Origin of the sequence: Myxococcus sp. AB056, from assembly GCF_006547365.1 — a bacterium.
GTDB classification, from domain to species: Bacteria; Myxococcota; Myxococcia; order Myxococcales; family Myxococcaceae; genus Myxococcus; species Myxococcus virescens.
In genome coordinates this window covers 71,837-85,073 of sequence record NZ_VHLB01000001.1, presented here as the reverse complement: position 1 = coordinate 85,073, position 13,237 = coordinate 71,837, and the positions used below count along the sequence as shown (strand labels likewise).

The following is a 13,237-nucleotide window of genomic DNA, read 5'->3' as shown; positions in this document are numbered from 1 at the left end:
CCCGGGCAATCCAGGCAGGCGGCAAAGCGTTTGCCCAAGCCGTTCGGCGATTCCGGCTGTCTGGAGTTGGCGAACGGGATGCCCCCGGGTTGGAGGCGAGGATGCGCTACCGGATGTTCTGCGTGGTTTGCGCCTCCGGCGTGCCTCGCGCCTGGGACTCCCTGCGCCGAGGCCCCTGCGTGTCCGCGTAGCCCGTCAGCTCCACATACCCGCGCCCCGTGAGGGGCTGGCCCGCGCGCGTCCCCTCCAGTCCCACCGTGCCTTCCCAGTACAGCACGCTGACGGGGAGCTCCTGGTCCGCCAGGCGCGGTGTCACGGTGAGGTCCAGGCCCAGCGAATCCACCTGCATGCGCCAGCGTGACGGGTATTCACCGCCACTGTGTGGGCTCTTCCAGGTGTCCAGCACCGTGAGCTTCATGTCGTCACGGCCGACGTGCACCGCTTCACCCGTGCCTTCGGGGGGCCCCCACAGGCCGGTGCTGAACGCGTCCGGCGAGCCGTCCCGGTGACGGAGCTGGTAGTACATCAGCTCGCTGCCATCGGAGAGCTGGAGCGAGAACCAATCCCAGCCCACCTGGTTCGCGCCGAGCGCGCTGGTGCTCCACTCGCGGTCCATCCAGCTATGGCCCTTCACCGCGTACGTGCGCCCGTCCACCCGCACCGTGCCGCGTGAGGGCATGCGCGTCATGGAGTAGTAGTAGGACGCGTTGCCGCGCTCCGCGCTCTTCTGGCTCAGGCCCCGGTCGCCCTGGAGCACCGGGGGTTTGCCCGGCTCCAGGAGCAGCTCCAGTGTCACCGCGTCGGTCCGCGCGCGCAGCCGCATGGGCCAGGTGGACGGGCCCGCGCTGGCCGCCTCCCAGTCCTCCAGCCACACCTTGAAGGGTTGCGCGGTGGCGCCGGACAGTCCCAGCGCCACGCGGCTGAAGCGCTCCGCGGCGTGGAATCCGCCACGGGCCACGTCCGTCACCGCGAAGTGCCCCATGTAGACCTGGCTCGCGCCCCAGGCGGAGTCACGCGGCGTGGCCTCGGGGGCCAGCGCGTTGCGGAACAGGGTGAACTGGTAGCCGAAGGCGCGCCCGTCCTCCGTCTCCAGGTTGCCCGTCCAGTACCACCACTCCGTGCGGTACTCCGGATGCGGGCCGTGGTCCTCGGGGAAGTGGAAGTCCCGAGGCTCCTCCGCGCGCGCATAGCCCTCCGTGCTGCCGCTCATGGCGCTGGCCACGGTCAGCGTGCCGCCCTGGCGCAGCGCGGGCAGTGGTGGCTCGCGGGTGATGGCCACCACCGCCGCCGCCAGCCCCACCAACACCACCGCCGTTCCCACGACGAGTCCCCGGCCGTTGCTCATGTGTCACTCCTCCCGCAGCGCCAGCGCGGGATGGGCGCGCGCCATCTTCCAGGCGGGGTAGAGGCCCGCCAGCGCCGCCGCCACCAGCGCCAGCACCACGGCCTGCACCAGTGTCTGGGGCGTCAGGGCCAGTTGCAGCGTCCAGCCGAAGGACCGCTGGTTGATGACGTGCACCAGCACGTAGGCCAGCCCCACGCCCAACGGCACGGAGAACAGTCCCGCCAGCAGTCCCAGGAGCCCCGTCTGCAGGGACACCAGTCCCCAGAGCTGCTCCGGCGTCAGGCCGGTGGCGCGCAGCACGGCGAACTCGCGTGCCCGCTCCAGTTGCAGCGCCATCAGCGCGCTCAGCACGCCGACGAAGGCCACGCCAATGGCGAGCAGCCGCAGCACCTGCGTAATCGTGAAGGTGCGGTCGAAGACGTCCAGGGACGCCTGCCGCAGCGAGCGGTTGGCGCGCACCAGCAGCGCCTGGGCGTCTCCGGCGCGCTCGCGCACCGAGATCACCAGCGCATCCACGTCCTGGCCGGGGGCCGCGTACAGCGCCACGCCGCTGATGCCCCGGTCGTCGAACCAGTGCTCGTAGGTGGTGCGTGGCATCAGCAGCGTGCCCACGTCGGAGCCGTAGTCGAAGTACACGCCCACCACGCGGAAGTCGCGGGGGCCCTTGTCCGTGGCCAGTCGCACGGTGTCCCCCAGTTCCACGCCCCGGTGGAAGCCGAAGGGCTCCGAGACGAGAATCGTGTCGGGCGAGGACTCCAGCTCACGCCACGCCGTCTCCGCGTCGCCCTGCTTGAAGGTGTAGGGGCGCACCGGCGTGCGCGAGAAGTCGACGGCCATCAGGTCCGTGGGCACGCCGTCCACGCGCACGTTCGCCACGCGAAGGGTGCTGCTGCCCGCGACGCCCGGCGTGGCGCGCAGCGTCTCCGCCAGACCGGGGAGCAGCGTCGCGCCTCCGCGCCGCGCCACGAGCGAGGGCGGTGAGATGAACACGTCCGCCTGGAGCGAGGTGTCCAGCCACGACACCACCGTGCCCCGGAAGCTGGACACCATGAGGCCCACGCCCACCGTGGTGGCCACCGCCACCATCAGCGCCGCCAGCGCCACGGATGTGCGGCTGAGGCTGGTGTGCACACCCCGCGCGGCCATGCGCCCCAGCAGGCCAAAGGCCATGCCCAGCGGTCGTGCCGCCAGCGAGGACACCGTCTGCGTGGCCCAGGGCACCAGCAGCGCCGCGCCGAGCAGCACCGAGAAGAGGCCGCCATACGCGGGAAGCAGCGCCTGGGTGGGCCACCGCAGCAGCACGGTGCCCGCGGCCAGCACCCCGAGGCCCAGCAGCGCCAGCCGGGGCGCCCGTCCGCGCGACACGTCCTCCAGCGTGGACCTGCGCATCGTCGTCACCGGCGGCGAACGCGCGGCCTCCCACGCGGGCACCAGCGCGGCCAGCAGCGTGGCGCCCAGTCCCAGCGCCAGCCCCTTGAACAGGGTGAAGGGCTCCAGCGCCAGCCGCCGCACGCTCACCACGAAATACAAGTCATTGAGCGTCTGGGTGACGAGCTCCACCAGCCCTCGCGCCAGCAACACGCCCAACAGCAAGCCCGCCACGGTCCCCACCGCGCCCAGCACGGCCGCTTCGCCCAGCACCAGCGCGAAGAGCTCGCGCCGGGTGATGCCCACCGCGCGCAGGCGGCCCAGCAGCCCGCGCCGCTGCACCACGGAGAAGGTCATGGTGTTGTAGATGAGGAACATCCCCACCACGAGCGCCAGCAGCGACAGCGCGGTGAGGTTGGTGCGGAAGGCCCGCGTCATCTGCTCCACCGTGCCCGCTCGCGCGGCGGCGCGCACCAGCTCCAGGCCTTGCGGCAGCGTGGCCGCCACGGCGCGTTCCTGCGCGTCGCCGCCGGTCAGCCGCAGGTCCACGCGCGTCAGCCGGCCGGTGTGCCCCAGCAGCTCCTGCGCGGTGGACACGTCGGTGAGCACCAGGGCCTCCAGGGCCCGCGCGGTGTCCTCGTCCGCGGGCTCCAGCAGCCCCACCACGCGCAGCGGCTTCTCCAGTCCCTCCAGGCGCACCGGCAGCGTGTCGCCGGTGGACAGGCCCAGGGCGCGCGCGGCGCGGGCGCTCAGCATCACCGCGCCCGGCTCGGTGAGCAGCGCGCTCACGTTCCCCACCGCCTCGCCCCGGGCGTAGTCGCGGAACGGCCCTTCCGCGAAGGGGTCCACGCCCAGCACGGTGAGCGTGCGCTTGTCGCCCACCGCCGCCTGGACGTAGCCCTCCACCACGGGCGCGGCCACGGGGGCGCCGGGGCGCACGCGCAGCGCCTGGTACACCGCCTCCGGCACGCCCGTGGAGCCGCCCAGGAGCTGGTGCGTGGCGCGTCCGGCCACCGCGTCGGTGGAGCGCTCGAAGGCGCGCAGGGCGCTGCCGCTGGCCAGGTCGATGGACACCACCACCGCCACGCCCAGCGCGATGCCCAGCAGCGACAGGGCCGTCAGCCACGGGTGGCGGCCCAGGTGGCGCAGGCTGGAGCGGACCAGCAGCCCCTTCACAGCGCCTCCTTCATCGCGCGGAGGGGCGTGTGCTCCACCTCCACCAGCCGGCCGCCCTCCATCGTCAGGACGCGGTGCGCGCGGGCCACCAGGCCGGGCTCGTGGGTGACGACGAGCGCGCAGGTGTTGCCCTTCCGGGTCAGCGCCTCCAGCAGGTCCAGCACCTGCCGTCCCGTGGCCTCGTCGAGGTTGCCGGTGGGCTCGTCCGCCAGCAGCAGCGGGGGTTCATGGGCCAGCGCGCGGGCCACCGCGACGCGCTGCTGCTCGCCGCCGGACAGCCGGTCCGGGAAGCTGCTGGCGCGAGCGCCGAGCCCCACCTGTTCGAGGAGCGCCCGCGCCCGCGCACAGGCCTCCGCGCCGCCATGGCCGTTGAGCTCCAGCGGCAGCCGCACGTTCTCCTCCACCGTCAGCGTGGGGAGCAGGTTGAAGGCCTGGAAGATGAAGCCGATGCGCTCGCGCCGCAGCAGCGTGCGCTCGCGCTCATTCATCCGTCCCAGGTCGCGGCCATCCACGCGGACCTCGCCCTGACTGGCCAGGTCGATGCCGCTGATGAGGTTGAGCAGCGTGGACTTGCCCGAGCCGCTGCGCCCCAGCAGCACCACGAACTCGCCTCGACGTAGGGAGAGCCGCACGCCGGAGAGCACCTCGCGCGTGGTGTCGCCTTCGGCATAGGCCTTCGTGACGTCGCGCAGTTCGACCAGGGGAGGGGAGTCGGGCGGAGACATGGGGGCTTCTCCATACACGGATGCCCTGTCCGTCGCTCGACCTTCAGCGCATGCCCGCACCCCACTCAGGCGCCAGCGGCGGGCGACGCGGCCTCCCACCACGAGGCGCTCCGCTGCTGCGCCAGGAAGTCTCCGACCTCCGCCGCCAGCAAGGGCCCCGCCGTGTCCCGAGGGATGATGTGATACCCCTGCCGCAGCGACAGGACGCGCACCGAAGGCGCCGCGGTGAGGCGCCGTGCGAGCCACCGCCCGCCCTCCGGGTCCACGACGTGGTCCTGCTCCGCCACCGCCACCAGGGTGGGGCAGCGCACGCGGGCCGCGTCCCGGATGGCCAGCGCCTGCAACGTGCACAAGTCCCGCAGCCGGGCCACGGGAAAGGCGGGCAGCACGGGCGCTTCCGCCAGCGCCTCCGGGTCCGAGATGTCGGTGCCCGTCTTCGCCACCCACGGACGCGTCCACTCCAGGACGGGCGTGCGCGCCAGTTGCCGGACCAGGAACATGCGCGGCCCCCGGAAGCGCACGGCGGGCGCCATCAGCGTCAGCGCGCGTATCGCCTCCGGATGCCGCGCGGCCAGCTCGAGCGCCAGCAGCGCGCCCATGGACAGGCCCGCCACGAACACGCTCCGGTGGCCCCGGAGCGCGTGCAGGGCATGCTCCGCCGCCGCCAACCAGTCACGCCAGGTGACGTCGAGCAGGGCCTGTGGGGTGGTGCCATGGCCGGGCAGGCGCGGCGCCACCACGCGCAGGCCACGGACCGCCAGGGCCTCACCCAGGGGGCGCACGTCCCAGGGGCTCCCCGTGAAGCCATGCAGGAGCAGGCACACCTCCTGGCCCCGGCCCAGCTCGAAGGGCGCCGTCTTTCTCGGGTCCAGGGGGGCGGCTTCTGGGAGCGGGCTCACGCCGTGACACTGGCCACGCGCGAGCGCAGGCGCTATGCCCCCTGCCTCATGGCGGACACTCCGAAGCCCCCGGACATGCAGTTGCAGATTCAGATGGACGAAGACGTGGCCAATGGTCAGTACGTCAACATGGCCCTGGTGAACCACTCCGACACCGAGTTCACCCTGGACTTCATCTACGTCCAGCCCCAGCAGCCCAAGGCCCGGGTGCGTTCGCGCATCATCACCAACCCCAAGCACATGAAGCGCCTGGTGGCGGCGATGCAGGACAACATCCAACGCTACGAGGCGAAGTTCGGCCCCATCGCGATTCCAGAGGAAGACGGCGGCATGCACTGAGCGCCGTTTTCGCCAGGGAAAACCCGCACGTCGCGTGTTTCCATGGGCGCTTCGCTGGCCTTCGGGGCCGGTGACGCGCAGACTCGGGGTCATGGTGCTGAGATTCCTGGTCCCCTTGCTCGTATCGCTCTACGCCTCTTCCGCCGCGGCCCAGTGCCTGGGGGATGGCGTGCAGCTCTTCCCCACACCGGGCTCCATCATCCCCACCAACTCCCGCTTCCTGCTGGAAGGCGTCGGGACGGCGCGCCCCCAGGTGGCCGCGCTGGTGGGGAAGAAGCTGCGGCTGGTGTCGGACAGCCACGTCGTCGAGGTGGCGGTGCAGCGCGGCTGGGAGAGCAGCCTGGGCCGCGTCACCGTCATCCTCAAGCCCGCCGGGGCCATGGAGGCGGACAAGCGCTACACGCTGCGCGTGGATGAGGTGCTGCCCAACGTGGCGCTCCTCAACGGCCGGGGCACCATGCTGCCCGAGTGGCGCACGGGCAAGGGGCCGGACAAGCAGGCCCCTCGCTGGCTCAAGCGGCCCGCCGTCTCCGAGGGCTTCCTTCGCCGCACCGCGCAGGGCACCGCCCGCTTCGTGCGGCTCAACCTGTCGCTGAAGGAGGACAGCCCGGCGTACCTGGTGGTGAAGCTGGAGCCGCGCCGTCCTGGCCCCAGCGTGCAGCAGTACGTGGTGCCGGTGAGCAACAACACCGCCTTCATCGGCCATGAGGCCTGCAGCGGCACCTTCGCCATGGAGGACGGCCGCAGCTACCGGGCCCGCATCCAGGCCTTCGACGCGGCGGGGCAGATGGCGCCGTCCGTCCCGCCCGTGGACTTCGAGGCCCCGGACGAATACTCGATGCAGCAGTAGTGCGCGGGAGTTCTCCGCAGGACCGGGAAGTTGGTGTAGGCCGGACGCGGGCGCCCCCGCGCGCCGAGCCTTCGGGAGAGCGAATGACGACGGTGGACGTTGAGAGCCTCAAGGAGCGGATGACGGGCTTCATCCGGTCGCTGCAGGACGACATCTGCGGCGGCCTGGAGCGGCTGGACGGCTCGGTGCGTTTCCGCGAGGACTCCTGGACCCGGCCGGGCGGCGGCGGTGGACGCAGCCGGGTGCTGGAGGACGGCGCCGTGCTGGAGAAGGCCGGCGTCAACACGTCCGTGGTGTACGGCGAACTGGAGGAACAGTTCGCGCAGAAGCTCCAGGGCGAAGGCCGCCACTTCTGGGCGGGTGGCATCTCCCTGGTGCTGCACCCGCGCAACCCGCATGTGCCCACCGTGCACGCCAACTACCGCTTCATCCAGCAGGGCGGGAAGGCGTGGTTCGGCGGCGGCGCGGACCTGACGCCCTACTACCTCTATGAAGAGGACGCGGCGCACTTCCACCGCGTGCACCAGGCCGCCTGTGACAAGCACGACGCGGGCTACTACCCGCGTTTCAAGAGCGCCTGTGACAAGTACTTCTACCTGCGCCACCGCGAGGAGACGCGCGGGGTGGGCGGCATCTTCTTCGAGAACATGGGCGGGGAGCTGGAGAAGGAGTTCGCCTTCGTCCAGGACTGCGGCCGGGCCTTCCTGGACGCGTACCTGCCCATCGCCGAGCGGCGCAAGGACACGCCGGTGACGGAGGGGCAGCGCTTCTGGCAGGAGGTGCGGCGCGGGCGCTACGTGGAGTTCAACCTCGTCTATGACCGGGGCACCGTCTTCGGCCTGGAGACGCGCGGGCGCACCGAGTCCATCCTCATGTCCCTGCCGCCGCAGGTCCGCTGGCGCTACGACTACCACCCCGAACCCGGCACGCCGGAGGCGCGGCTGGTGGAGGTGCTGCGCCAGCCACGCGACTGGGCGAGAGGCGGCTGAGATGGGTTTGAATGAGTCGGACTGGAATGCGCCGGTACGGAAGAGGCGGGCCCACCCCATCCTCATCGTCGTCGTGCTCGCGGTGACCGCGGGCCACTTGCTGATGACGCAGTGTTCGGAAAAGTCCCCCGCCACACAGGCGGCGCTCCCCAGCGACGCGGAGGCCCGCGTCAACGTGCTCTCGCTGTGTGACGCCGTCCAGGCCTACCGCGACGAGCACGGCGTCTACGTCACCGCGGGCCCCACGCCGAAGGAGGTTCCGCGCGGCGGCAGGGCCGTGGCTTTCCCCAAGGACGAAACCTTTCACCGGCTGGGGTTCGAGCCCGACGGAAAGGTCCGCTTCCAGTACCAGGTGGTGGTGCAGGAGAGTCCCGTGGGCGAGCCGGAGGTGTCCTGCATCGCGCGGGGTGACTTTGACGGCGACGGGCTGAACTCCCTCTACCGCGTTCGTCTGGATGCCAACGGAATGACGACGCCCATCGAGGTGGAGCGCGAGGGCGAATAGTCCACCGCGCAACCCCGCGCTTCCGTCCGCCGAAAATCAGGAAGCCGGGACCCCCCAAGCCAGAATGAGGCATTGCCCATGCCCTCCTTCCGCATCCCCAACGTGATTGACCGCGCCCTCCGCTCGCTGGGGGGCGGTGGTGGCGCCAGACGCCCCGAAGGTCGGGGTGCGCCGGGGCCTCGGCTCCAGGACTGGGGCCCGTCGGTGCAGCCGCCCCGGCCAGGGGACAACTTCCGTCCGCGATTGCCGCCGCCCCTGCACCCACCCATGGGCGGCCAGGAGCGCGCGCCGGTGAAGTCGGTGGCGGAGCTGGTGCCACCGGGCCTGGAGGACACGCCGGGGCAGGAGGCATTGGGGCAGCGCTTCGGGGCGGACGCGGCGCTGCTGGCCTCGCATCTGTCGCCTCCGCAGGTGTCGGGCTCGGAGCGGGCCACGCGGCTGTGGGCGTTCTACACGGCCTACGCCACGGCGGCGGCGCGGCACCCGCCGGAGCCCGAGGCGCGCCAGGCCTTCCGCGAGGCGCTGGAGGGGCAGGGCTTCGCCGAGCTGCGGGACGCGCACACCGGCGAGGACGGCGTGACGCGGGGCCTGTGGGTGATGGAAGCCCGCACCCCCGCCGAAGCCCGGACGCGCGCCGCCGAGGTGCGGCTGGAGCCGCCTCCCGAGGTGCGCCACTCCGAGGAAGCCGCAGCCCGGCCGGCCGAGCAGCCGCTTGTCCAGGCGGCCGGTGCCCGCGCGGCCACGGCCTTTCACGGCCCGGTCATGCCCGCGCTGCGTCCGCGCGACGAGGCCGCTTCATCCGAGGACGCGCAGCAAGCCGGGGATGCCCCGCGCCGACGGGGGACGGACCGCCGCCTGGGCGCGCGGATGCTGTGGAACGTGCTGCACCGCTTTCGTGCGGGGCCGGACGACGGGGCGGTCGCGGAGGGGCAGTGGGACCGGCTGACGTTCGGCGCACTGCTGGTGCTGCTGGCCATCGCGCTGGCCGTGACGGCGCTCGTCAGCCTCTAGGCTCGTCGGCCCGTCGGCGGCGCCTTCGTCGGCGCGAATCTCCTTGGATTGTGTCCGCTTGTGCTAGGTTGCCGCACCTACTTGGCAACCGACGACCTCACTCTCGTCAAGCGCGTCCGGACCGGCGACCAGCGCGCTTTCAAACTCCTCGTCGAGCGTTACCAGCGCAAGGTGTACGCCGTTGCGTTGGGCATGCTGAAGGACAAGGAGGAAGCGATGGACGTCTCCCAGGAGGCGTTCGTCAAGGTCTACAAGTACCTGGACCACTTCAAGGGCGACTCGTCCTTCTACACGTGGCTCTACCGCATCACCGTCAACATCTGCATCGACGTCATCCGCAAGCGTGGCGGGGGCGGCGAGGCCGTGGAGTTCGACGAGAGCCAGACCATGGACCTGTCCGAGGCCCGAATCGGCGCCCTGGGCAGCCGGCTGGGCACCAATCCCCAGAAGAGCGCCCTGCGCCGCGAACTGGCGGAGAAGATCCAGGAGGCCCTGGCCACGGTGCCGGAGAAGCACCGGGCTATCCTCTTGCTGCGGGAAATCGAGGGCATGTCCTACGACGACCTCGCACGCACCCTGGACATCCCCAAGGGCACGGTGATGAGCCGGCTTTTCCATGCCCGGGCCAAGGTCCAGAAAATCCTCAGTGAATACCTGGAGTTGGACGAAGCGAAGAGCGGCGTGGGCAGTGAGTGAGGGGGCCTCGAATATCTGAGGGACCTGCCCGTCCCAATTTTCGCAGCCCCTTCCAGCAAGCAGGTGGAACCAATGGCCGGTAATCCCGCGTGTGAGCGTTTCGTACCCATGCTGTCCCCGTACGTCGACGGAGAGCTGAGCTCCGGCGAGCGCGTCAACGTGGAGCGGCACCTGGCGGCCTGCCGGGACTGCACCGGACGGGCGGCGGACCTGCGCGCGGAGTCCGGGCTGCTGCGAGTGGGCCTGGACATGGCCGTGGACGACGTGGACTTCAAGGACTTCACCCAGCGCGTCATGGCGCGGGTGACGCCGGACAAGCCGCCCCTCATGGAGCGGCTGAAGCTGGCAGTGTCCGAAATGTTCCTCTACCAGCGCACCGCGATGATTTCGTCGCTGGCCACCGCGGCCGTGCTGGTACTGGTGGGAGTACCCCTGCTGACGAGCGACCGGGCGCCGGTGGGGTACGCCTCCGAGCGCATGACGGTGAAGTCCATCCAGCCCTACCGCAACGCCCAGGTGGCGCCGGTGGTGATGGAGACGGACAATGGGGGCACCATCATCTGGCTGGTGGACGAGGACTCGGACGTCCTGTCTCCCGGCGCGGAGAAGGGTGAGCGGCAGGACCAGACAGGTGTCGGTCAGCCAGACGCAAGCGGGCGCAACGTCCCCGCGCGCCCGGCCCCCGACGCCCCCAGGCCGTCGGGAGGTTCCTTGTGAGAAGACACGTGTCGTCGGGCCGGATGCTGTGGGCGCTGCTGGGGCTGGGCCTGCTGCTGCCCATGGCCGCCAGCGCACAAGACGCGAAAGTCCAGGTCCAGGTCGAGGTGGTGCTCGCCTCGAAGAAGGGCACCGAGGTCGACCCGCCCGAACTGGAGAAGATGAAGGAGCAGTTCCAGAAGCAGAACTTCAGCTTCACCTCGTTCAAGCGCCTCTCGAATGAGGTGCTGACGGTGAGCGCGAAGAGCGCCTCCGAGGTGAAGCTGCCCAACGGCGCCAACGCGACGTTGCAGCTGCAGGGCATCAAGGACGGCACGGCCACGGTGCGCGTGGCCATTCCCCGTCAGCCCACGCTGGACGTGGAGCTGGGCCGCCAGGGCGCCGTCTACCAGAAGGCCGGCAAGTACGTGGGCGGGGAGCTCATCCTCGTGCTCTCCCCTCCCGCGCGGTAGTTCCCCCAGCGCCGCCTCAGGCGGCGCGGGCTTCCCCGTCCTCTTCCAGGACGATGATTTCCAGGTCCTCTTCCATCTCCAGGGGGAGGACTTCGGCGGTGGCGGTGTGCGCCTGGAGGCCCGGTGCGGGGGCCTCGGCGTGCTCCCGCTCCAGGTTGACGCGCAGCCCGTCGAACATGGTGTCGAACGCCGCGTAGATGCGGTCCACCATGGCCAGGGCGTCCGCGCGCACCTCCGGGGACAGCTGCATGGCCTCCAGCTCCGCCGCCAGCTCCTGTTCGAACATGGCGTGCTGCGCTTCGGCCTGCATGTGGTGGTCGGAGAAGTACTTCAGCCGGTCGTCCGCGCCCTGCGCCGCGCTGATGATGGCGGTGCGGCTGAAGAAGACATGGCTGGTGGACTCCAGCGCCCACAGCAGGACGATGCGCAGCCGGTCATCCACCGGGCGGTACACCTCGCTGATGATGGCGTAGGCCGCGTCACGCGTCTTCACGTGCGCGCGGCCGTACATGCTGCCGATGCTCAGCGAGCCGCCCGTGAGCGCGGAGATGTCGTCCTCGAACCACTGGTCATGCCCGCCCTCCTCGGCATGGTGCCGCGTGGCCAGCGCCTTGAGGTGCGCGTCCTGGATGAAGTGTGCGTTGAGGCGCAGCACGTCCTGGAACGTCATCACCCAGAAGGTCAGGCGCGGCGCGAAGGCCATCACCTGTTCAATGGGGCGGTCCATCCGCATGTCGGAGAAGAAGGGGTGCGCTGCGAAGCGCGCCTCGCGCACGGCGATGTGTTGGAGCACTTCCTTCATGATGGACCTCCCTGGGGTGTCTGGTGATGCGCCGCCCCCGGCCCGCTGGCGGGACTCCGCTACCAATTGATGCTGTACGTGCAGGCGCTGTCGCCGCGCCGCCGGCAACTCTTGGCCTCATGTTCAATACGCACCCAAAGCGAATCCTTGGGACGGAACCGGTCGCCAATGGCTTCGATGAGCCCCAGGTCCAAGTCACACGGATAGGGGTTGTCACACACCATGCGAGCGTTTCGCTTATCCACCGGCTCGAAGCGGTAGCCGCCGATGGCGCCCTTGCCGCGGTGGTTCATCCGGTACGCCATGTCCACCGCGCGCAGCCCCTTCTCCAGCGTGTCGATGTCTGGCGGGAAGTGCGCGCTGTCTGGAATCTTCCGGCCAATGGTCCTCACCGTGCTGGGACCAATCTTGTCGAACACCAGCCGGAACGACTTCAGCAGGGCGGGCATGGGGTACCAGGCATCCGCCTTCAGTGGCGCGATGCCGTTCTCCCCCAGGATGCGCAACGCGCGTGACTGGGCGAGCTCCATGCCGTTGACGATGGCGAGAATCGACTGGCCGATGACTTCGATGCCCTGGAACGACATGGGCTGAAGGGTTGGTGCGGTGGCGCTGATGGGAGTCTTCAATTCCATACGGGTTACGCCCTCGTGAGGAGTGACACGTATTGAAGCGGCTTTTTCCTATATTTTCAAATAGACTTACATGTCTGTAATTTTCCGGAAGATTCGATATGGGATTCCCCGTGGCGCAATAACGACCCGCGCGGTCGGTATGAAGTCAGGTGACCTGGGTTTCGCTGTGAGTGGGCGTGGGCTCACGCGGCGCGCGGGAGCGAGCAGCCGTGGGCCGCGTGGGGCGGGATGCCCCAGCGGGGCAACCTGCCCCGGCGGAGCGCCCCAGCGGCCGGACGCCGTCATCCGGTGGCAGGGAAGAACTTCCGTCGGAAGCCTGCCGGGACAGGGCTGAAAAAAAGTCAGAAGTCCGGTCCCTGGGGCGGGGGGGCAGGCAGCCGGCCTTCGGAAAATCGCGGGGTTGGCGCTCGGCACGCCGGTTGCTGAAGGAAGCAGCACAAGCAACCCTCTCACCCTTGGAGACGAAATCATGGCGAAGACTCAGAAGCGTGGACAGGTCATCCGTCGTGAGGCCCAGCAGATGAAGGTGTCGGCAGCGAGCGCGGTGAAGGGGGCTGGCCGGGGCGCCCGCCAGGTGCAGGTGACGCTGGGCGACCTCATCGCGGCGGCCTTCGACACGGTGGGCGGCGAGGTGAAGAAGGTGGCGCAGGTGATGTCCTCCAAGGACATGGCGGTCGCCACGGGCAAGCACATCGTCTTCGTCGGCTGACACACGCCAATCCGGGGCG

General features: G+C 70.3%; 15 protein-coding genes. 9 read left to right on the top strand and 6 right to left on the bottom strand.

All coding sequences use genetic code 11. The features are described from left to right. Positions 1-106: 106 nt before the first annotated feature. From FMP39_RS00370 to FMP39_RS00355, 4 genes are all read right to left on the bottom strand, one after another. The gene (locus tag FMP39_RS00370; protein ID WP_141588057.1) at positions 107-1,345 is read right to left on the bottom strand and encodes a lipocalin-like domain-containing protein; all 1,239 of its coding nucleotides are present in this window, start codon (positions 1,343-1,345) and stop codon (positions 107-109) included. A 3-nt stretch (positions 1,346-1,348) separates the two neighbouring features. Then, positions 1,349-3,889, bottom strand: a complete 2,541-nt coding sequence (locus tag FMP39_RS00365; RefSeq protein ID WP_141588056.1) for an FtsX-like permease family protein — start codon at positions 3,887-3,889, stop codon at positions 1,349-1,351. Further along, entirely contained in the window at positions 3,886-4,614 is a 729-nt protein-coding gene (locus FMP39_RS00360) for an ABC transporter ATP-binding protein (protein ID WP_141588055.1), read from the bottom strand. The genes FMP39_RS00365 and FMP39_RS00360 overlap by 4 nt, the downstream gene beginning before the upstream one ends. A gap of 65 nt (positions 4,615-4,679) precedes the next feature. Continuing rightward, positions 4,680-5,486 (bottom strand): carboxylesterase, encoded by an 807-nt coding sequence (locus FMP39_RS00355; protein ID WP_141588192.1) that lies wholly within the window; start codon positions 5,484-5,486, stop codon positions 4,680-4,682. A gap of 75 nt (positions 5,487-5,561) precedes the next feature. On the opposite strand from FMP39_RS00355, the gene FMP39_RS00350 reads away from it, so the two are divergent. From FMP39_RS00350 to FMP39_RS00315, 8 genes are all read left to right on the top strand, one after another. Next, positions 5,562-5,852: a DUF3467 domain-containing protein gene (locus tag FMP39_RS00350; RefSeq protein ID WP_011556689.1), complete on the top strand. Its 291-nt coding sequence runs from the start codon at positions 5,562-5,564 to the stop codon at positions 5,850-5,852. A 91-nt stretch (positions 5,853-5,943) separates the two neighbouring features. After that, positions 5,944-6,702 carry a hypothetical protein gene (locus tag FMP39_RS00345; RefSeq protein ID WP_141588054.1) on the top strand — a complete coding sequence of 253 codons (759 nt, stop codon included), beginning with the start codon at positions 5,944-5,946 and terminating at the stop codon, positions 6,700-6,702. 83 nt (positions 6,703-6,785) lie between these two features. Next, positions 6,786-7,691 (top strand): oxygen-dependent coproporphyrinogen oxidase, encoded by a 906-nt coding sequence (gene hemF / locus FMP39_RS00340; RefSeq protein ID WP_141588053.1) that lies wholly within the window; start codon positions 6,786-6,788, stop codon positions 7,689-7,691. Position 7,692: 1 nt separating this feature from the next. Beyond that, positions 7,693-8,196, top strand: a complete 504-nt coding sequence (locus FMP39_RS00335) for a hypothetical protein (protein WP_141588052.1) — start codon at positions 7,693-7,695, stop codon at positions 8,194-8,196. Between the two features lie 78 nt (positions 8,197-8,274). Next, positions 8,275-9,207, top strand: coding sequence for an Immediate early protein ICP0 (locus FMP39_RS00330; protein ID WP_228557515.1), 933 nt, complete (start codon positions 8,275-8,277; stop codon positions 9,205-9,207). Positions 9,208-9,288: 81 nt separating this feature from the next. Next, entirely contained in the window at positions 9,289-9,903 is a 615-nt protein-coding gene (locus FMP39_RS00325) for an RNA polymerase sigma factor (protein WP_186817864.1), read from the top strand. 72 nt (positions 9,904-9,975) lie between these two features. Continuing rightward, the gene (locus FMP39_RS00320; RefSeq protein ID WP_090487919.1) at positions 9,976-10,620 is read left to right on the top strand and encodes an anti-sigma factor; all 645 of its coding nucleotides are present in this window, start codon (positions 9,976-9,978) and stop codon (positions 10,618-10,620) included. A gap of 23 nt (positions 10,621-10,643) precedes the next feature. Then, positions 10,644-11,072, top strand: a complete 429-nt coding sequence (locus FMP39_RS00315; protein WP_043612483.1) for a hypothetical protein — start codon at positions 10,644-10,646, stop codon at positions 11,070-11,072. 16 nt (positions 11,073-11,088) lie between these two features. Here FMP39_RS00315 and FMP39_RS00310 read toward each other — a convergent pair whose 3' ends face one another. Both FMP39_RS00310 and FMP39_RS00305 read right to left on the bottom strand, forming a co-directional pair. After that, positions 11,089-11,874: a hypothetical protein gene (locus tag FMP39_RS00310; protein WP_228557514.1), complete on the bottom strand. Its 786-nt coding sequence runs from the start codon at positions 11,872-11,874 to the stop codon at positions 11,089-11,091. A 59-nt stretch (positions 11,875-11,933) separates the two neighbouring features. Continuing rightward, positions 11,934-12,509, bottom strand: coding sequence for a hypothetical protein (locus FMP39_RS00305; protein WP_011556680.1), 576 nt, complete (start codon positions 12,507-12,509; stop codon positions 11,934-11,936). A gap of 469 nt (positions 12,510-12,978) precedes the next feature. Between FMP39_RS00305 and FMP39_RS00300 the strand changes: the two genes are divergently transcribed. Continuing rightward, on the top strand, positions 12,979-13,218 hold the full coding sequence (locus FMP39_RS00300) for a chaperonin (RefSeq protein WP_167371056.1): 240 nt from the start codon (positions 12,979-12,981) through the stop codon (positions 13,216-13,218). Positions 13,219-13,237 lie beyond the last annotated feature (19 nt).